The following is an 18,031-nucleotide window of genomic DNA, read 5'->3' on the forward strand; positions in this document are numbered from 1 at the left end:
AAGCGGCTGGACCAGCCGATACCGGAGACGAACACGGTGTTCTTCGGGTCCGCGCCGACCATCGGCAGGGTGCGCTGGACTGCCTTGAGGATCGCATAGTCGCCGCAGCCGGGGCACCAGCGCACTTCCTGATCGGTTTCCCAGTCCTTGAGTGTGGTCTGGATCGGGGTCATGTCATTCATGATCGGGGCTCCATGCTCAGGGCCGTTCGATTTCAGGGGCGGGAAGCTGGGTCGCGTTGACGAAGACCTCGCCGCCCTCGTTGCCGGGTACGCCGTCGAAGAATTTGGCGATGGCGGCCTCGATCTCGGCGATGGCGAAAGGTTGGCCACTGGTCTTGGCGAGCGGCACGGCGTCGATCAGGAACTGGTCGCGCAGCACGGTCTTGAACTGGCCGGTGTTCATCTCGGGCACGAGCACATGTGCGAAGCCGCCGAGCAGGTCGCCGAGGTTCGCCGGCAGCGGCCAGACGTGACGGACGTGGACGTGGCTGACCTCGAGCCCCTTGCGGCGGGCGCGGCGGACGGCCTGGTGGATCGGCCCGAAGGTAGAGCCCCAGCCCACTACCGCCAGCTTGCCGGAGGTTTCACCCAGTGCCACTTCCTGTGCCGGAATGGCGCGGGCGATCCCGTCGATCTTGGCCTTGCGCGCGTCGGTCTGGGCTTGGTGGACGTCGGGCGCGTAGTCGATATTGCCGGTGTCGATGGCCTTCTCGATGCCGCCGATGCGGTGCATCAGCCCGGGCGTACCCGGCTTGATCCATGGGCGGACGCCGCGCTCGTCGCGCCGGTAGGGCAGGACCTTGCCGTCCGGGTTGTTGCTCTCCTCGAGGAAACTTACCGGGAACGGCGTGAACGCAGCCGGGTCGGGCACTTTCCAGGGCTCGGAGGCATTGGCGATGTAGCCGTCCGTCAGCAGGATCACCGGCGTCATGTACTCCACCGCGAGGCGGCAGGCCTCGATCGCGCATGCGAAGGCGTCGGCGGGCGACCGCGCCGCGATCACCGGCAGCGGCGCGTCGCCGTTGCGGCCGTAGACCGCCTGGTAGAGGTCCGACTGCTCGGTCTTGGTGGGCAGCCCCGTCGAAGGACCGCCGCGCTGCGAATTGACGATGACCAGCGGCAGCTCGGTCATGATCGCCAGCCCCATCGCCTCGCCCTTGAGCGCGATGCCCGGGCCGGACGAGGAGGTGACGCCCAGTTGCCCGGCATATGACGCGCCGATCGCGGCGCAGATCGCGGCGATCTCGTCCTCGGCCTGGAAGGTGGTGACGCCGAACTCCTTCATCTTGACGAGATTGTGCAGGATCGCCGAGGCCGGGGTGATCGGATAGCCGCCGAAGAACATCTCCAGCCCCGCCAGCTGCGCCCCCGCGACGAGGCCGAGACTGACGGCCTCCGCGCCGGTGATCGTGCGGTAGAGGCCGGGCTCAGAGGCCACCGGCTCGACGTGGAGCTTCCTCAGCGGACCCGCCAGCTCGGCCGTCTCGCCATAGGCGTGGCCGGCGTTGAGCGCAGCGATGTTGGCCTGCGCCAGCACCGGGTTCTTCGCGAACTTGGCGTTGAGCCAGTCCACCAGCGGCTGGCGGTCGCGGTCGAACATCCAGAGAGCCAGGCCCAGCGTCCACATGTTCTTGCAGCGCAGCGCCTCCTTCATGCCGAGGGCGAAGGGCTTGACCGATTCCATCGTCAGTTCGGAGATATCGAAGGCCAGCACGTCCCACTTCGCGAGGCTCCCGTCGTCGATCGGACTGGCCTCGTACTTCGCCTTTTCGAGGTTGCGCTTGGTGAATTCGCCGGTGTCGACGATGACGAGGCCGCCCGGTTTCAGCGCCTGGACGTTGGTCTTGAGCGCCGCCGGGTTCATCGCCACCAGCACGTCGGGAGCGTCGCCCGCAGTGGTGATCTCGCTCGACCCGAAGTTGATCTGGAACGCCGAGACCCCGAACAGCGTCCCCTGCGGCGCGCGGATCTCGGCAGGGAAGTCGGGGAAAGTGGCAAGGTCGTTGCCGGCCAGCGCGGTGGAGAGGGTGAACTGGCCGCCGGTCAGCTGCATGCCGTCGCCCGAGTCCCCGGCGAAGCGGACCACCACGGTTTCGGGCCCGGCTTCCGACCAGGTTTCGCGGATCTCGTGCTTGGCAGTCGAAGTCGCCATGGCCAGTCCTCTCTCCGGTCTGTGCCGGAATTCCCTTGCCCGCAGAAGGTGCGCAGTTCAGTTCGTGACTACAAATTAGTTTTCCCTTGGGCGAACAAACATTGCATTTGCCGAGCCTCACTGTGGACCGCAAAACTTGCTAGTCAAGCGCGCGAGCATGGGCCATTCTGAGCGCCATGGTCCGCACATTCGGCAACCCAACCGACTCTCGTGCGCGCCTTCACCATTCAATCTGGAAATGTCTTTCGCAATGACCGATCCCTCGTCCCTGCCCTACCGTCCCTGCGTGGGTGTCATGCTCGTCAACTCGGACGGCAAGGTCTTCGTCGGCAAGCGAATCGACACGCGCGAGGGCGACTGGTGGCAGATGCCCCAAGGCGGCGTGGACAAGGGCGAGGACCTCAAGGCCGCTGCCTTCCGTGAACTATGGGAGGAAACCGGCGTTACGGAGGACAAGGTGAAGCTGCTCTCGCAGACGCGCGAGGAACTGCTCTACGACCTGCCAGAGGAGCTTGTCGGCAAGCTGTGGAAGGGCAAGTACCGCGGCCAGCGCCAGACCTGGTTCCTCGCCCGCTTCGAAGGCGACGACGACGGTGTGGACCTCAACGCGCACCAGCCACCGGAATTCTGCGACTGGAAGTGGGTCGAGGCGGAACTGCTGCCCGACCTCATCGTGCCGTTCAAGAAACGCGTCTATCGCGCGGTGCTGGAAGAATTCCGCGCACTGATCTGACAGCCTGATCGCCCCGGATCAGGTCCGGGACGCGTTTATCTCAGTTCTCCGAAACCACCGGCTTGGGAGCGGCGGCATCCGCCGTGACCATGCGCGGGGCCGGGCCCTTGGCGATGGCGGCGGCGAGCTTTTCCGTTTCATTGCAGGATTTCCCGCAGAGCGTCTGCAGCCGCGCGAGGTTGCGGTTGGCCTTCTCGGTCGCGCCCTTTTCGGCGAGCGCCATGCCCTCGCCCGCGATCGCAGTGACGTTGCGCGGATCGCTGTTCAGCGCGATGCGATAGTAATGCAGCGCCTTGCCCTGCATGCCCTGACGGCGCGTGGCTTCGGCCAGCGAGAGCAGGACGGCGACGCTGCTGGGCTCCACCGTCAGCGCCGATTCGTAAGCGTCGATCGCACCGTCGACATTGCCGCCCGCCAGCGCGGCACGGCCTTCCGCGAGCAGCGACACCGCACGCGGGTCGAGCGGCTCGGGCGACTGGCTGTGCGTGACGCTGGATGAAACGGCGGCGAGAAGGGTGAGAGCAACAGCAGCGGGCGTATAGCGCATCAGCAGGTCCTTGGCCGAGGTCTTCGTCCTCATCATGGGACGGGACGCTATCACAGGCGGATGAAGCGTGCGACGAAAAAGCCGTCGGTGCCGTCATGATACGGTGACAATCTGAGGCCCGGCCCGCGCGGAGTGCCGGCCGGCAGCACCGGAACCTCACCGCGCCAGCCGGGATGGCGGTCGAGGAAGTCCTGTGCCTGCTCGGCCCCTTCGAGGTCGAGCAGGGAGCACGTTACGAAGATCAGCCGCCCGCCGGGGCGCACCAATTCTGCGCCGATATCGAGCAGGCGCGACTGGATCGCCATGTAGCGCTCCAGCTGCTTTTCAGTTAGCCGCCAGCGCGCCTCGGGGTTGCGCCGCCAGGTTCCGGTCCCCGAACAAGGCGCATCGACCAGCACCGCGTCCGCTTTGCCGACATGGGGGGCGAGCGCCTCCATCTCGCGGTTGGCGTCAAGCAGCAGAGTCTCGATCATGGTCGCCCCTGCCCGCTCCGCGCGGGGGGCGAGGCGCGCCAGGCGAGCGCGGTCGGCATCGCTGGCGATCAGCGTGCCGGAGTTTTCCATCGCCGCCGCCAGGGCGAGGGTCTTGCCCCCTGCCCCGGCGCAGAGGTCGATCACGATCTCGCCGGGCCGCGCGGCTAAGGCATCACAGGTCAGCTGCGAGCCGGTGTCCTGCACCTCGATTCCGCCCTCAAGATAGGCGGCCGACTGTTCGATCCGGGTCTCGGGGGGATAGCGCCAGCCGTTCGCCGCCACCGTCCGCTCACCGCCCTCGGGCAGTTCGAGCGCGCCGGCCTTCAGCGTGTTGACGCGGATGTCGAGTGGTGCCCGGCCAAGCAACGCCTCGCCCTCCGGTTCCCCGATATCGCTTTCGGCCAGCCGCTGCATCAGCCATGCCGGTGCCACGCCAGGATTGGCGACGGGCTCATTCGGCCTGATCGGTGCCGGTGCGTGGTTCGAGCCGTCGAACAGCGCGGCCAGTTGCGGATCGTGCGCCGCAACCAGCAGCGTTGCCGCCCGGCCGCTCTCGGGCACTTCGCCGCAGGCGCGGATTGCGCGGTAGGCGAGTTCGCGCACCGCGCGCCGGTCGCCGCTGCCGGCGAAGCGGCGGCTGCGAAACCAGTCGGCGATCAGGCGATCGGCAGGCGCACCATTCGAGCGCGCCGCCTCGATCACGAGATCGAGCACTTCGATCGCAGCCTGTACGCGGGCGGGGGGGGTCATCGCCCGTCCCTCGCCTCAGCCCCGCGTCGGGTAGTTCGGCGCCTCGCGAGTGATCGTCACGTCGTGGACGTGGCTCTCGCGCAGGCCTGCATTGGTGATGCGGATGAACTTCGAGTTGCGGCGCATATCGTCGATGGTGGCCGAGCCGGTGTAGCCCATCGCCGCCTTGATGCCGCCGACGAGCTGATGGATCACGTCCTTGGCCGGGCCCTTGTAGGCGACCTGGCCTTCGATGCCCTCGGGCACCAGCTTCATCTGGTCCTTGATGTCGCCCTGGAAGTAGCGGTCGGCCGAACCCCTGCCCATCGCGCCGACCGAGCCCATGCCGCGGTACGACTTGTAGGCGCGTCCCTGGTACAGGAACGTCTCGCCCGGTGCTTCTTCGGTGCCGGCCAGCATCGAGCCGACCATGATGGTCGAGGCACCGGCGGCCAGCGCCTTGGCGGCGTCACCGGAGGTGCGCAGGCCGCCGTCGGCGATGACGGGCACGCCCGCCTTGTCCGCTTCCTCGGCGGCTTCCATGACCGCGGTGAGCTGCGGTACGCCGACGCCTGCGACGATGCGCGTGGTGCAGATCGAGCCGGGGCCGATGCCCACCTTGACGCAGTCCGCGCCCGCGTCGATCAGCGCCTTGGCGGCCTCGGCGGTGGCGATGTTGCCCGCGATGACCTGCGCCGAGTTCGACAGGCGCTTCACCCGTTCGACCGCGAGCGCGACGTCGCGATTGTGGCCGTGCGCGGTGTCGATGACGACCACGTCGCACTCGGCGGCGAGCAGCGCCTCGGTCCGCGCGAAGCCCTTGTCGCCCACGGTGGTGGCGGCGGCGACGCGCAGGCGGCCGGCGCCGTCCTTGGTGGCGTCGGGGTAGGTGACGGCCTTCTCGATGTCCTTGACGGTGATCAGGCCGACGCAGTGGAAGCCTTCATCCACCACCAGCAACTTCTCGATCCGGCGCTGATGGAGCAAGCGGCGCGCCTCTTCCTTCCCGACGCCGATGCCCACGGTGGCGAGGTTCTCGTGCGTCATCAGTTCGCGGACGGGCTGCATGGGATTGTCGGCGAAACGCACGTCGCGGTTGGTGAGGATGCCGACGAGGCGGCCCGAAGCTTCGACCACGGGGATGCCGCTGATGCGGTTTGCGGTCATCAGCGCCTGCGCCTCGCCCAGCGTGGCATTGGGGTCGATGGTGATGGGATTCACCACCATGCCGCTCTCGAAGCGTTTCACCTGACGGACGGCGGCGACCTGTTCCTCGATCGTGAGGTTGCGGTGGAGCACGCCGATGCCGCCCATCTGCGCCATCGCGATCGCCATGTCGGCCTCGGTCACGGTGTCCATGGCGGAGGAGATGACGGGGATATTGAGCCCGATCGTGCGGGTCAGCATGGTGCGCGTATCGGCCTGGGTGGGGACGATGTCGGACTTGGCGGGACGCAGCAGTACGTCGTCGAAAGTGAGTCCGAGCTGGATATCCATGTGCGCCACCAATGCCTTTGCGGGGGGAGAATCGTGGCGGCCCATGTAATCAAAGGGGGCGGCAAGGGCTAGAGCCTGATCGCCATCAATTTTATCGCGGCCGTTTGGGGGACACTCCTCGCTCCAAAGCGGAAGGCGTCATGCGCTGGTGCGGCGGGACGCGGGGCATAAGGCCAAGCGCTGCTGCCGCCGCACGAACGACGTTATTTTGCGGAGGGCAATTTCCCCGCTGCGCCGCCCAACGGCACTTTCCGGGTATCGCCGAACCAGCGGCCGAGCGCGGTCAGCATCTTCACATCGTCCACCGCGCCTTCGAGCTTGAGCGGGTGCGAGAGGTCGTCGCTGGGGCGGTGGTAGTCGCCGTCGAAAAAGGCGCGCATGCGGTCGATGTCGCCGTAGGAGGTGGTGACCATGACGGCGGGAATGTCGTGCTGGAGCAGCGCCCAGCCGTCCTGCCGCTTGACGAATTCGTTGGCCTCGTCGTTTTGGCGTAGCTTGTAACCCTCGGCCTTGGCGACTCGGGCAATGTCCTTGTCGAGGTCGGTCATGCCGCGTCCGACGATGGCGAAGGGCGTCTTGCCCGGCGCGATGGCGATAGAATCGATGTTGAAAGCGGCGACGATCTTTTCGAGTGGCAGCGGCGGATTTTCGGCGAAGGCATGGGCGCCGAGCAGCCCCACTTCCTCCGCCGTGGTGGCGAGAAAGTAGATGTCACGGTCCATCTGCGGGGTCCGCGCGAGCCGGCGTGCCACTTCGGTCAGCGCCGCGACGCCGCTGGCGTTGTCTATCGCGCCGTTGCAGATCAGGTCCTCGGCCGGCGCCTCGCCGCATTCTCCGAAATGGTCCCAATGGGCGACGTAAAGCACCGCACCCGCCAGCCTGCTCCGGCCCGGCAGCTTGCCGATGAGGTTGTGCGTGCGGATCGTGGTCTCGTTGGTGGTCGCCTCCAGGGTGGCCGTGACGTCGAGCATGATCGGCACGAAGTCGGGCGCCAGGGCGGCCTCCTCGAGCGAGGCGAGCGTGTGCGCAGTGCCTTTGAGCAGCGTCGTCATGGTAGCACGGTCGACGAAGGCCTCGAGATCGCCCCCGAGCGAATCCTCGGACAGGGCGTACCCCGAACGCTGGCGCCGCGCCGCAACGGCATCGAGCCCACGCTCGCCGTCGAGCACGGTCAACACCGCCGATGCTCCCAGCGCGAGCAGAGCGTTCTGCCGCTTGCTGTCGGGCGTTTCGCCATCGAGCACGACGGCGATGCGGCCCGCCAGTTCGGTGCGCGAAAAGTCCTGGCTGCGCGCCTGCCCCACGAACAGGAGCGGCGCATTGCGCACGAGGCTGCGCTTGCCCGAGGTCAGGACCAGCACGTCTTTCGGCGAGATGACGGTGCGAAAGCCGCGGCGCAGGAACTGCGCGGTGCCCGTCGCCGGCTCGCGGGCGACGAGCGTGACCGGGGCGAACCACTCGTTGCCCGGATCGTTGGTGCCCGAGACCATGCCGATGTCGAACCACTGCTTGGCGAGATAGCGGAGCGTCTTGGCCTCGCCTTCGGTCCCGGGTTCTCGGCCGTCGAACGAATCGCTGGCAAGCGTCTCGATGTGCGAGCGGAGCCGTGCTTCGAGCTCGCGGTCGGCCCGGCTGGGACCGGCGGCCAGAACCGGCGAAGACGTGGCAAAGGCCAGCGCGAACGCAACGAGTGCGCGAAACGCAGCCGTCCTAACCGTCAAAGTCCCTGTGCCCAAATTGCCCGCCTTCATCGTCCCTCACCTATACGACACAATTTCCCGGGCGCTTGGAAAATCTAAGCCGCGATGGGCCTTTCGTTTCATTTTGCACGCAGCCCCCCGTCACGTGGCGCGCGAGTGCAACACTGTAACGCCGAGAAGGATGCGGGGAACGTCGGCGCGTCTTGCGAATTGATCAGCGCACGGCGACAAGGCATTGGTTTGCGCCCCCAGGGAAGGACTACTCGGCGATGCGGCTCAACAGGTTCGATCCCTCCAACATCCGCGTGACGAGCGGCGGCGGCGGCGGTTTTCCAGGTGGAGGCGGCGGCAAGCTGGGCTGCGGTTCGCTGGTGATCGTGCTGATCGGCGCACTGGTATTCGGCGTCGATCCCGGACAGATGCTCGGCACGCTGGAAGGCGTCCAGCAGCAGACCTCCGCCCCCTCGGCGCTGACCGGTCCGCAGGACACCACGGCGACGTGCGAGAAAAATGCCTATTCACTCGAATCCTGCAATGCGCTGGATTCGCTCAACCGCACCTGGCAGCCGCTGTTCAAGCAGGCGAACGTATCGTTCGAGCAGCCCACCCTCAACTTCTACGTCGGCGGCACCCGCAGCGGCTGCGGCGCGGCGCAAAGCGCCATGGGGCCGTTCTACTGCCCAGCCGACCAGGGTATATACATCGACACGAGCTTCTACGACCAGCTCGACAGGCAACTCGGCGCCAAGGGTGATTTCGCGCGCTACTACGTGATCGCTCATGAATACGGCCATCATGTCCAGCACATGCTCGGCCTCAACGCGCAGGTTCGCAAGGAGCAGCAGCGAAGTCCCTCGCAGGCCAACGCGCTGCAGGTGAAGATGGAGCTTCAGGCGGACTGCTATGCCGGGGTCTGGGCGGGCAAGAACCGTGACTTGATCGAGCCGGGCGACATGGAGGAGGGCCTCACCGCCGCCAGCGCCATCGGCGACGACACGCTCATGAAGAACGCCGGACAGGACGTGAATCCCGAAAGCTTTACCCACGGCTCCAGTGCCGAACGCATGAAATGGCTGAAACGCGGACTCGATACCGGGAACGAGGAGGCCTGTGACACGTTCACTGCGGCATAGTGACATTATTGAGGCAGCGGCTCGATTTGGCGGTCGCCGCGCCGGAGCGGACAGGAGTGACGGGGATGCGTAAATACTGGGTCAGTGCGGTCATGATAACGGCCATGGTGGCAACACCGGCGATGGCCGGGCAGGAGGAGAAGGCGATCACCAATCGCGATCCGAACGCCATGGACGTAGCCAAGACCCCTATCGACGACCTCAACGTCGGCCGTGACCGCGAAATTCCCTCGCTGCTCATCGCGGCCACAGGCGAGCCCTACACGCTGAAGGGCCTCGGCAAGTGCCGCCAACTGGCCGGCGCCATCCAGGAACTGGACGAAGTGCTCGGCCCCGACATCGACCTGCCTGCCAGCGAGCGTGAGCGCATCAGCGCGGGGCGCGTCGGCAAGTGGGTGGTCGCCTCGTTCATTCCCTTCCGCGGCCTGATCCGAGAAGTCTCCGGCGCCAACGCGCAGGACCGCAAGGTCAACGCGGCAATTCAGGCCGGGCTGACCCGCCGCGGGTTCCTGAAGGGCGTCGGCGCGTCGAAGGGATGCCGCTACCCCGCCTCGCCCGCCCCCGCCAGCGTCGTCCAGGCGCACCTCGAGAAGATGGATTCGGGCAAGAAGGACAAGGACGGCAACGCGCTCGCGTTCAAGTCCGAGCCAGAGGTGAAGCAGCCTTCGCCCAAGAACTGATCTCCACCACAACGGTAAACACAGGGCTGCGGGTCGAAAGACCGGCGGCCCTTTTTGCGTCCAACCGATTTTTCAGGCACTTGCGTCGACGCGATACAGAACATAATAGGAACTTATGTCCGGTTCCACTGTAATGGAGCGGCTGGCGATTCTCGCCGATGCCGCCAAGTACGACGCTTCCTGCGCCTCTTCCGGTACGTCGAAGCGCGACAGCCGCGACGGCAAGGGGCTGGGCTCCACCGAGGGCATGGGCATCTGCCACGCCTACGCACCGGACGGGCGGTGCATCTCTCTCCTGAAGTTGCTGCTGACCAACCACTGCATCTTCGACTGCCACTACTGCATTAACCGCAAGAGCTCGAATGTGGTTCGCGCGCGCTTCACACCGCAGGAGGTGGTGGACCTCACGCTGTCCTTCTACCGGCGCAACTATATCGAGGGGCTGTTCCTCTCCTCCGGCATCATCAAGTCCTCCAATCACACGATGGAGCAATTGATAGAAGTCGCGCGGATCCTGCGCGAGGAGCACAGCTTCCGCGGTTACATCCACCTCAAGACCATCCCCGAAGCCGATCCCGAACTCGTCGCTCAGGCGGGCCTGTGGGCAGACCGCGTCTCGATCAACGTCGAACTGCCCACGGATGCCGGCCTCGCCCGCCTCGCGCCCGACAAGAATGGCGCGACGATCGAAGGCGCGATGGGCAACCTCTCCGATTCGATCGTCGAGGCGAAGGACGCGCAGAAGCATTTCCGCAACGCCCCGCGTTTCGCGCCCGCCGGACAATCGACCCAGATGATCGTCGGCGCCGACGGGGCGAGCGACGCGCAGATCGTCGGCAAGGCCAGCACACTCTACGACAGGTTTTCGCTGCGCCGCGTCTACTACTCTGCGTTCAGCCCGATCCCGGAGGCCAGCGCGGTGCTGCCGCTCAAGCGCCCGCCGCTGATGCGCGAACATCGCCTGTACCAGTCCGACTGGCTGATGCGCTTCTATGGGTTTGCCCCGCATGAAGTACAGCAGGCGGCGGATGCTGACGGGATGCTGCCGCTCGACATCGACCCAAAGCTGGCGTGGGCGCTCAAGTTCCGCGACCGTTTTCCAGTGGACGTCAACCGCGCCCCGCGAGAAGACCTGCTGCGCGTCCCCGGCCTCGGCACCAAGGCGATCGCGGCGCTGCTCACCGCGCGCCGGTATCGCACGATCCGCCTGGAGGACGTGGCGCGCCTGACGACTTCGGTGAAGAAGCTGCGCCCCTTCATCGTCACCGCCGACTGGCGCCCCACTCTGCTCACCGACCGCGCCGACCTGCGCGCGCGGCTGGCCCCACCCGCCCGGCAGATGGAACTGTTCGGATGATTGCCGTCGACCTTTCAGAGCCCGACGACTTCGAGGCATGGCGGTCCGAGGCACGGCGGCTGGTCGCACAAGGGGCCGCGCCCGACGCGGTGGCCTGGACGGACGGTGACGGTTCGGCCGATCTCTTCGCCGTACCTGCCGCTGTGTCCCGGAGCGAGCCGCGCGAAGTCCGCGCCAGCCGCGCCTTCATGGACCTTGCCCGCAGCGCCATCCTGCATGCCGATGCGGGACGGCTGGCGCTGCTCTACCGCGTGTTATGGCGGCTGCAGGACCAGCCCCGCTTGCTGGACGACGCCGCCGACCGCGATGTGGCCGCGCTGGAGCGGCTGGCGAAGCAAGTTCGCCGCGACATCCACAAGATGCGCGCCTTCGTGCGCTTCCGCTCGGTTACGGACGAGGACGGCGAACGCTTCGTCGCCTGGTTCGAGCCCGAGCACCGGATCGAGCGGTACAACGCCGACTTCTTCGTCAATCGCTTCGCCAGCCAGCGCTGGTCGATCCTGACGCCGCGCCTCTCGCTGCATTGGGACGGCATGGCGCTGTTGGAAGGACCGGCCGCAGCGCGCGGCGATGCGCCGTCAGAAGATGCGACCGAGGAACTCTGGCTCGAGTACTATCGTTCGACCTTCAATCCGGCGCGGCTCAAGGTGGGCATGATGGTCAAGGAGATGCCGCGCCGGTACTGGAAGAACCTGCCCGAGGCGCGCCAGATCCCCGATCTGATCGCCGGGGCCCACAAGCGGGAGGCCGCGATGATCGCCACCGGCGCCAGCCTGTTCGAGGATGCACCGCCCACCAGCCTCAAAGCCATCGCTGAGGGCATCGCGCAGTGCCGCCGCTGCGCCATCGGCTGCAACGGCACCAATGCCGTGATGGGCGAAGGCTCGCGCCACGCCGGCCTGATGATCGTGGGCGAACAGCCGGGCGACACCGAGGAGCGAGAGGCCCGCCCCTTCGTCGGCCCGGCGGGCCAGCTCCTCGATCGCGCGTTGGGCGAGGCCGGGGTCGACCGCGAGGCGGCCTACGTCACCAACGCCGTCAAGCACTTCAAATTCGTGCCGCGCGGCAAGCGCCGCCTCCACCAGACACCCACGGCGGGGGAGATCGACATCTGCCGCTGGTGGCTCGACGGCGAACGCGCGCTGGTGAAGCCAAAGGTCATCCTCGCCCTCGGCGCCAGCGGCGCGCGCGGCCTGCTCGGCCGCACTCCGTCGATCAACAAGGAGCGCGGTCATGCGCTGGCGCAGGCCGACGGCACCACGGTCTGGCTGACCGCGCACCCGAGCTACCTCTTGCGCCTCGACGGCGAGGCCCGCGAGCGCGAACACGCGCGGTTCGCGGACGATCTGGCCGGGCTGGCGCGGATGCTCAGCAACACCTGACAAAAGCCGGCATCCCGGCGAAAACTGGGATCGCTGGGCACCCTTGAGGCGCGCCCCTTCCGACAGCCTACCGCCAGCAGCCGCTCGGTCGAAAACTCGCGCCGCATTGCCGGCGGCCCCCGCCTTCGATGGGACGACGGCCTGCGGGAACCACCGCGCCCTTCCACCGCTTGTGAGAGCGGAAGGAACGCCCATGCCCGCACGCGCCTACTGGAAAGGCCAGATTCGTCTGGCTCTCGTCTCGATCCCCATCGAGGTTTACCCGGCGACCCGCTCGGGCGCGGCGATCGCATTCCACCAGATTCACGAGCCCAGCGGCAAGCGTATCCGATATGAGAAGGTGGCGCCCGGCGTCGGCCCGGTGGACCGCGACGATATCATCAAGGGCTTCGAAGTCTCCAAGGGCAGCTATGTCCTGCTCGACGAGGAGGAGATCGAGGCCGTCAAGATCGACAGCCGCAAGACCCTCGAACTCGTCCAGTTCGTCGATTCCGACGAGATCGACGTGCTCTATTACGAGAAGCCCTACTTCGTCGTCCCCGCCGACGATCTTGCGGAAGAGGCGTACATCGTCCTGCGCGAGGCGCTGCGCGCCAGCCGTAAGGTCGGGCTCGGCCAGCTGGCGGTGCGCGGGCGTGAACAGCTGGTGTCGATCAAACCTTGCGGCCGGGGGCTGGTCATGGAAGTGCTGCGCTACGCCGACGAGGTCCACAAGGCGCAAGGCTATTTCCGCGACATCGAGGACGCCAAGCCTGACGCCGACCTGCTCGACCTCGCCACCACGCTGATCGACAAGAAGACCGCGCCGTTCAAGCCCGCCGAATTCCACGACCGTTACGTCGACGCACTCCACCGCCTGATCGACAAGAAGGTCAAGTCCAAGACCAACAAGCGCATCCTCGAGGACGTGGAGGAGCCTGCCTCGGGCAAGAGCAACGTCATCGACCTGATGGCCGCTCTCAAGAAGTCCGTCGGCGAAGGCGGGGCCAAGACCGCGGCGCGCAAGGCGCCTGCGAGCAAGGCTGCGGACAAGGAGCCCGCCAAGAAGCCCGCCGTGAAGAAGCCGGCCACCCGCACCCGCAAGAGCGCCTGACCCATGGAGCTGAACGCCGGCGTCCCCATCCACAGCATCGACACTGAAGTGCTGTTGCGTATCGGCGTGGCCGCTCTGCTCGGCCCGCTGCTGGGGCTCGACCGCGAAATGCGCGGCCATGTAGCGGGGCTGCGCACGCGTGGACTGATCTGCGTATCGGCGGCGGCGATGGCAGTCTCGGTGATCGCGCTCTATCTTCAGTTCGGCCAGGGCGGTGAGAGCAGGATGATTGGCATCGCCTGCGGGGCGGGGCAGTGGCCGCTCGTGGCGATCTGCGCACTCGTCAGCGTGGTGATGCTGACCCTCCTCCACTTCGTCGAGGGCGACTGGAGCGGTGACCGGACTATCGGCCGCCACGCGGCCATGCGGGAGCGCAGCGAATGAGCAAGGCCGCCGACCCCGGCGAGGACGTGCTCGCCGAATACAATCGCAAGCGCGACTTCAAGAAGACCGCCGAGCCTTCGGGCAAGCGCGCTACAGGCAAGGGCGGCAACAGCTTCGTGGTACAGAAGCACGCCGCGCGGCGGCTGCACTGGGACTTCCGGCTTGAGGTCAATGGCGTGCTCAAGTCCTGGGCAGTCACCAAGGGTCCCAGTGCCGACCCAGCCGACAGGCGCCTCGCGGTGCGCACCGAGGACCACCCGCTGACTTACGGCGGGTTCGAGGGACTGATCCCCCAGGGGGAATACGGCGGCGGCACCGTGATGCTCTGGGACCGGGGAACATGGGCGCCGATCCCAGGCAAAAGTACCAAGGACATTGAGGACGGCCACCTGCACTTCACTCTCGACGGCGAGCGGATGAAGGGCGAATGGCTCCTCGTGCGCATGAAGGGTCGCCCCGGCGAGAAGCGCGAGAACTGGCTGCTGCGCAAGGTCAGCGATGCGCACGATACCGACGGCGATACGCTCGTGGAACAGGGCCTCACCAGCGTCCTCACCGGACGCACCATGGCCGAGATCGAGATCGACAAGGCCGGCACCCAGTCGCTGAAGGGCAAGAAGGGCGACGCCTTCACCATGGCGATGCAGGCGGCCTCCTCGCATAACGAGGCGAAGTCGAAGGCCCCACCGCGCCGCAAGTCTACGGGCAAGCCGCCGAAGTTCCGCCCCCTCCAACTCGCCACGCTGGTCGATGCGGTTCCCACCGGCAACCTGTGGATGCACGAGATCAAGTTCGACGGTTACCGCGCCCTCATCGCGGCGGCCGGTGAGCAGGTGCAGGTCTATACTCGCAGCGGCCTCGACTGGACCGAAAAGTTCGGGCCCCTTGCCGCGCACATGGCCGCGCTCGCCCTGCCGCCCTGCCTGATCGACGGCGAGGTGATCTCGCGCAACGCCGAGGGCAACCCGGACTTCTCCAGCCTGCAAGCCGTCCTCAAACGCGGCCATGGCAGCCAGACGCAGGACGACAAGCTCGAATTCCACGCCTTCGACTTGCTCGAAATCGATGGCGAGGACATTGCCCCCCTGCCCCAGGTCGAGCGCAAGGAGCGGCTCGAAGCGCTGCTCGCCGACGCACAGCCGCCGATCTTCGTCGCCGACCACGTAATCGGGGCGGGCGAGAACCTCTACAAGGCGATGTGCGGCGCCGGGCAGGAAGGCATCATCGCCAAGCGCGTGGACGCAGCCTATTCGGGGAAACGCAGCCGCAACTGGGTCAAGGTCAAATGCACGCGGCGGCAGGAATTCGTCATCGTCGGCTGGTCGAAATCCAATGCCAAGGGCCGTCCGTTCTCCTCGCTGCTGCTGGGCCAATACGAAGGCGATACGCTGGTCTATCGCGGTAAGGTCGGCACCGGCTTCGACGGCGACAGTCTCGCCGACATGGCAGTTCGCCTTGAAAGACTAGCGCGCAAAACAGCCCCGCTGGAGGTCGAGCGAGTTGAGGCGCGGGGGGCCAGCTGGGTCACGCCCAAGCTTGTCGCCGAGATCGCCTTTGCGGAACTGACAGCCGAAGGCCGCGTGCGCCACGGGAGCTTCCTTGGGCTAAGGTCGGACAAGGAGGCCAAATCCGTGACGCCCGAAAAACCGCAGGCCACGCCGGTCGCCGCGATCGACGTCAAGGTCACCAATCGCGATCGCGAAATCTTCGAAGGTGGCCAGACCAAAGGCGACCTTGCCGACTATTACGCCGCCATCGCGCCGCTCATGCTGCCCTTTGCCGCAAACCGGCCGATCAGCCTGGTGCGCTGTCCTCAGGGACGCGCCAAGAAATGCTTCTTCCAGAAGCACGACAGCGGCTCGTTCGGCCCGCATGTGTCGCATGTGCCGATCACCGAGAAGGATGGCGGCGCGGAGGATTACCTCTACCTTGCCGATGCCGACGGGCTGGTCGCCTGCGTGCAGATGGGCACGATCGAGTTCCACGGCTGGGCCGCCAAGGTGGAGGACGTCGAGCAGCCCGACCGCATGATCTTCGACCTCGACCCCGACGAGGGGCTCGATTTCAAGGAATGCGTTAGCGCCGCTCAGGACATTCGCGCGCACCTGTCTGACATCGGCCTCGTCAGCTTCGCGATGCTATCCGGCGGCAAGGGGGTGCATGTCGTGGTCCCCTTGAAGCGCGGACACGACTGGGACACGCACAAGGACTTCTCACGCCGTTTCGCAGAGGCCCTCAGCATGGCCGAGCCCGACCGATTCGTCGCCACCATGAGCAAGGCCAAGCGCAAGGGCCACATCTTCATCGACTGGCTGCGCAACCAGCGCGGCGCCACCGCCGTCCTCCCCTACTCCGCCCGCGCTCGCGCCGGGGCGCCGGTGGCGGTGCCGATCGCGTGGGATGAACTGGGCGCCGCGAAGGACGCCCATCCGTTCTCCATCGGCGACGCGGATACGCTCATAGAACGCGCAAGGGGCCTGCGGGGCTGGGGATTCGCGGACCAAGGGCTGCCGGAATTCTGACAGAGGCTGGGTCGAACCCTCAAATCGTTACTGTTTTCAATTGACGGTATCTGGTTCCATTCGGGAAGCTTGAGCCGGGCACTTCCCCGCAGTCGCGCGAACGTCTATCTGCGCTGGCGACCAAAGCGAACCCATCATCCAGTGACAGCAGAACCCTCCAGTGCCGGACTTGAAGCAGCTTTTCTCGAGAACCGGGAAAAGCTGGTCCGATTCCTGCGCGCCCGCGGCGCCGGGGATGCGGCGGAGGACCTCGTGCAGGAGGTCTGGCTCAAGATCACCGCCAGCAGCCCGGGCCCGGTCGCCTCACCGCTGTCCTACCTGTTTCGCACCGCCGACCGGTTGATGATCGACCGTTTCCGCTCAGTCAGGCAGGCGGGCTTGCGCGACCGGGACTGGACGCAGGTCCATGCCGGCGATCCGCCCGGTATCTCGGCGGAGCCCTCGCCGGAGCGCCGCATCGCCGCCGCACAGGAGGCCGCGAGCATATTGGCCCTGCTCGACGGGCTGGGCGCGCGCGTGGCCGCGATCTTCCGCCGCCACCGCATTGAAGGAGCACCGCAGAAGACCGTCGCAGCGGAGATGGGCCTCAGCCTCAGCACCGTGGAGGCCGAACTTCGCGTCGCTTACAGGGCACTCGCCGAATGGAAGGAACGCGAGAAATGAGGCTCGCTATAAGGCTGGGGACGAACGACTCCGTCATCGCCGCAGAAGGAGCGCGCAATGGCGAGTGACGGTGCAATTCGGGAACAGGCCCTCGGCTGGGCGGTGCGTGCGGGCGACCCCACATTCGCCGACTGGGAGGCGTTCATGCTCTGGCTGGAAGCCGACCCCGCCCATTCTCGCGCCTACGACGAAGTGACCGCCGCCGTGGGCGAGGTGGCCGACCTCGTTGCCGTGGCGGGCCCGGCCAACGACGATGTGGTAGATGGCCGCCGACCCACCCGCCGCCTCTGGCTCGGCGGCGCGATCACTGCATCGCTCGCCCTCGTCGGCGCGCTGTGGCTGTTCCAGGGCCAGAGCCGCGACCTTTACACGGTACAGACCGCACTTGGCGAAACGCGCTCGATCACGCTCGATCCGGGCACGCGCGTCGACGTGGCCGGCGGCACTAAGCTGGTGCTCGACCGCAAGGACGTCCGCTTCGCCAAGCTCGACGAGGGACAGGCGCTGTTTACCGTGCGGCATGATGCCGCCCACCCCTTCGAGGTTGCCGTGGGTGACGAGAAGCTGGTCGACATCGGCACCGTCTTCGACGTTCGCCACGATGCTCGCGGTGCGCTCAGCGTCGCAGTCTCCGAAGGCGCGGTACAGTTCGATCCCGGCGGCGCCGACGTGCGCGTCTCGCCCGGCGAAGTGCTGCGGCGCGAGGCCGGCGGCTCGGATTTCACCCTGTCCAGGGTCGCGGCCGACCAGGTCGGCGAATGGCGCAAGGGACGGCTGACGTTCGAAGCGGCCTCGCTCGATGATGTGGCCGCGCAGCTCAAGCGCGCGACTGGGATTGACTATGCCGCCGCGCCCGGCGGCGCGGGAACCGTCTCCGGCTCGATCCTGGTCGCGCCGCTGCGCAAGGACCCTGCCGCCATCGGACCGCTGCTCGGGTTGTCGGTTCGCGCCCAAGGCAGTCTCTGGGTGATCGGCTCGCACTGA

Annotated in this window: 15 protein-coding genes and 1 pseudogene; 10 read left to right on the top strand and 6 right to left on the bottom strand. The window is 66.8% G+C overall.

Annotated features, from left to right (window positions below; genetic code table 11):
- Together PMI02_RS18765 and PMI02_RS18770 are read right to left on the bottom strand one after the other, a co-directional pair.
- Positions 1-182 (bottom strand): annotated as a pseudogene (locus PMI02_RS18765) (2-oxoacid:ferredoxin oxidoreductase subunit beta); the annotation flags it as partial.
- A 16-nt stretch (positions 183-198) separates the two neighbouring features.
- Positions 199-2,154 carry a 2-oxoacid:acceptor oxidoreductase subunit alpha gene (locus PMI02_RS18770; RefSeq protein WP_007685754.1) on the bottom strand — a complete coding sequence of 652 codons (1,956 nt, stop codon included), beginning with the start codon at positions 2,152-2,154 and terminating at the stop codon, positions 199-201.
- Between the two features lie 250 nt (positions 2,155-2,404).
- On the opposite strand from PMI02_RS18770, the gene PMI02_RS18775 reads away from it, so the two are divergent.
- Positions 2,405-2,887, top strand: a complete 483-nt coding sequence (locus tag PMI02_RS18775) for an RNA pyrophosphohydrolase (RefSeq protein WP_007685756.1) — start codon at positions 2,405-2,407, stop codon at positions 2,885-2,887.
- Between the two features lie 40 nt (positions 2,888-2,927).
- Here PMI02_RS18775 and PMI02_RS18780 read toward each other — a convergent pair whose 3' ends face one another.
- The 4 genes from PMI02_RS18780 to PMI02_RS18795 all read right to left on the bottom strand — a co-directional run bounded on the left by PMI02_RS18780 (position 2,928) and on the right by PMI02_RS18795 (position 7,884).
- Positions 2,928-3,470 (bottom strand): tetratricopeptide repeat protein, encoded by a 543-nt coding sequence (locus PMI02_RS18780; RefSeq protein WP_007685758.1) that lies wholly within the window; start codon positions 3,468-3,470, stop codon positions 2,928-2,930.
- Positions 3,471-3,484: 14 nt separating this feature from the next.
- Positions 3,485-4,657 carry an RsmB/NOP family class I SAM-dependent RNA methyltransferase gene (locus PMI02_RS18785; RefSeq protein WP_007685760.1) on the bottom strand — a complete coding sequence of 391 codons (1,173 nt, stop codon included), beginning with the start codon at positions 4,655-4,657 and terminating at the stop codon, positions 3,485-3,487.
- Positions 4,658-4,672: 15 nt separating this feature from the next.
- The gene (gene guaB / locus PMI02_RS18790; protein ID WP_007685762.1) at positions 4,673-6,133 is read right to left on the bottom strand and encodes an IMP dehydrogenase; all 1,461 of its coding nucleotides are present in this window, start codon (positions 6,131-6,133) and stop codon (positions 4,673-4,675) included.
- 203 nt (positions 6,134-6,336) lie between these two features.
- Positions 6,337-7,884: a M20/M25/M40 family metallo-hydrolase gene (locus tag PMI02_RS18795; RefSeq protein ID WP_007685763.1), complete on the bottom strand. Its 1,548-nt coding sequence runs from the start codon at positions 7,882-7,884 to the stop codon at positions 6,337-6,339.
- 218 nt (positions 7,885-8,102) lie between these two features.
- On the opposite strand from PMI02_RS18795, the gene PMI02_RS18800 reads away from it, so the two are divergent.
- From PMI02_RS18800 to PMI02_RS18840, 9 genes are all read left to right on the top strand, one after another.
- Entirely contained in the window at positions 8,103-8,966 is an 864-nt protein-coding gene (locus PMI02_RS18800) for a neutral zinc metallopeptidase (protein WP_007685765.1), read from the top strand.
- A gap of 65 nt (positions 8,967-9,031) precedes the next feature.
- A complete protein-coding gene (locus PMI02_RS18805) occupies positions 9,032-9,646 on the top strand; it encodes a hypothetical protein (protein ID WP_007685767.1) in 615 nt (204 codons plus the stop codon).
- Positions 9,647-9,761: 115 nt separating this feature from the next.
- Positions 9,762-11,003 (top strand): putative DNA modification/repair radical SAM protein, encoded by a 1,242-nt coding sequence (locus PMI02_RS18810; protein WP_007685777.1) that lies wholly within the window; start codon positions 9,762-9,764, stop codon positions 11,001-11,003.
- Positions 11,000-12,385, top strand: a complete 1,386-nt coding sequence (locus tag PMI02_RS18815) for a UdgX family uracil-DNA binding protein (RefSeq protein WP_007685779.1) — start codon at positions 11,000-11,002, stop codon at positions 12,383-12,385. Before PMI02_RS18810 ends, PMI02_RS18815 begins: the two co-directional genes overlap by 4 nt.
- Positions 12,386-12,578: 193 nt before the next feature.
- On the top strand, positions 12,579-13,478 hold the full coding sequence (locus PMI02_RS18820) for a Ku protein (protein WP_007685781.1): 900 nt from the start codon (positions 12,579-12,581) through the stop codon (positions 13,476-13,478).
- 3 nt (positions 13,479-13,481) lie between these two features.
- Positions 13,482-13,862, top strand: a complete 381-nt coding sequence (locus PMI02_RS18825) for an MgtC/SapB family protein (protein ID WP_007685782.1) — start codon at positions 13,482-13,484, stop codon at positions 13,860-13,862.
- Positions 13,859-16,384, top strand: a complete 2,526-nt coding sequence (ligD, locus tag PMI02_RS18830; protein WP_007685784.1) for a DNA ligase D — start codon at positions 13,859-13,861, stop codon at positions 16,382-16,384. Before PMI02_RS18825 ends, ligD begins: the two co-directional genes overlap by 4 nt.
- A gap of 141 nt (positions 16,385-16,525) precedes the next feature.
- The gene (locus PMI02_RS18835) at positions 16,526-17,047 is read left to right on the top strand and encodes an RNA polymerase sigma factor (protein WP_036504535.1); all 522 of its coding nucleotides are present in this window, start codon (positions 16,526-16,528) and stop codon (positions 17,045-17,047) included.
- A gap of 57 nt (positions 17,048-17,104) precedes the next feature.
- Positions 17,105-18,031 carry a FecR domain-containing protein gene (locus PMI02_RS18840; protein WP_007685788.1) on the top strand — a complete coding sequence of 309 codons (927 nt, stop codon included), beginning with the start codon at positions 17,105-17,107 and terminating at the stop codon, positions 18,029-18,031.

The sequence above is a fragment of the Novosphingobium sp. AP12 genome, from assembly GCF_000281975.1.
Taxonomy (GTDB): Bacteria; Pseudomonadota; Alphaproteobacteria; order Sphingomonadales; family Sphingomonadaceae; genus Novosphingobium.

What these genes read in the sequence shown, in the direction of transcription:
- PMI02_RS18815 (WP_007685779.1), top strand. Translation starts at nt 11,000, where the DNA reads ATGATTGCCGTCGACCTTTCAGAGCCCGACGACTTCGAGGCATGGCGG.
- ligD (WP_007685784.1), top strand. Translation starts at nt 13,859, where the DNA reads ATGAGCAAGGCCGCCGACCCCGGCGAGGACGTGCTCGCCGAATACAAT.
- PMI02_RS18785 (WP_007685760.1), bottom strand. Translation starts at nt 4,657, where the DNA reads ATGACCCCCCCCGCCCGCGTACAGGCTGCGATCGAAGTGCTCGATCTC.
- PMI02_RS18775 (WP_007685756.1), top strand. Translation starts at nt 2,405, where the DNA reads ATGACCGATCCCTCGTCCCTGCCCTACCGTCCCTGCGTGGGTGTCATG.
- PMI02_RS18810 (WP_007685777.1), top strand. Translation starts at nt 9,762, where the DNA reads ATGTCCGGTTCCACTGTAATGGAGCGGCTGGCGATTCTCGCCGATGCC.
- PMI02_RS18825 (WP_007685782.1), top strand. Translation starts at nt 13,482, where the DNA reads ATGGAGCTGAACGCCGGCGTCCCCATCCACAGCATCGACACTGAAGTG.
- PMI02_RS18805 (WP_007685767.1), top strand. Translation starts at nt 9,032, where the DNA reads ATGCGTAAATACTGGGTCAGTGCGGTCATGATAACGGCCATGGTGGCA.
- PMI02_RS18840 (WP_007685788.1), top strand. Translation starts at nt 17,105, where the DNA reads ATGGCGAGTGACGGTGCAATTCGGGAACAGGCCCTCGGCTGGGCGGTG.
- PMI02_RS18800 (WP_007685765.1), top strand. Translation starts at nt 8,103, where the DNA reads ATGCGGCTCAACAGGTTCGATCCCTCCAACATCCGCGTGACGAGCGGC.
- PMI02_RS18820 (WP_007685781.1), top strand. Translation starts at nt 12,579, where the DNA reads ATGCCCGCACGCGCCTACTGGAAAGGCCAGATTCGTCTGGCTCTCGTC.
- PMI02_RS18770 (WP_007685754.1), bottom strand. Translation starts at nt 2,154, where the DNA reads ATGGCGACTTCGACTGCCAAGCACGAGATCCGCGAAACCTGGTCGGAA.
- PMI02_RS18795 (WP_007685763.1), bottom strand. Translation starts at nt 7,884, where the DNA reads ATGAAGGCGGGCAATTTGGGCACAGGGACTTTGACGGTTAGGACGGCT.
- guaB (WP_007685762.1), bottom strand. Translation starts at nt 6,133, where the DNA reads ATGGATATCCAGCTCGGACTCACTTTCGACGACGTACTGCTGCGTCCC.
- PMI02_RS18780 (WP_007685758.1), bottom strand. Translation starts at nt 3,470, where the DNA reads ATGATGAGGACGAAGACCTCGGCCAAGGACCTGCTGATGCGCTATACG.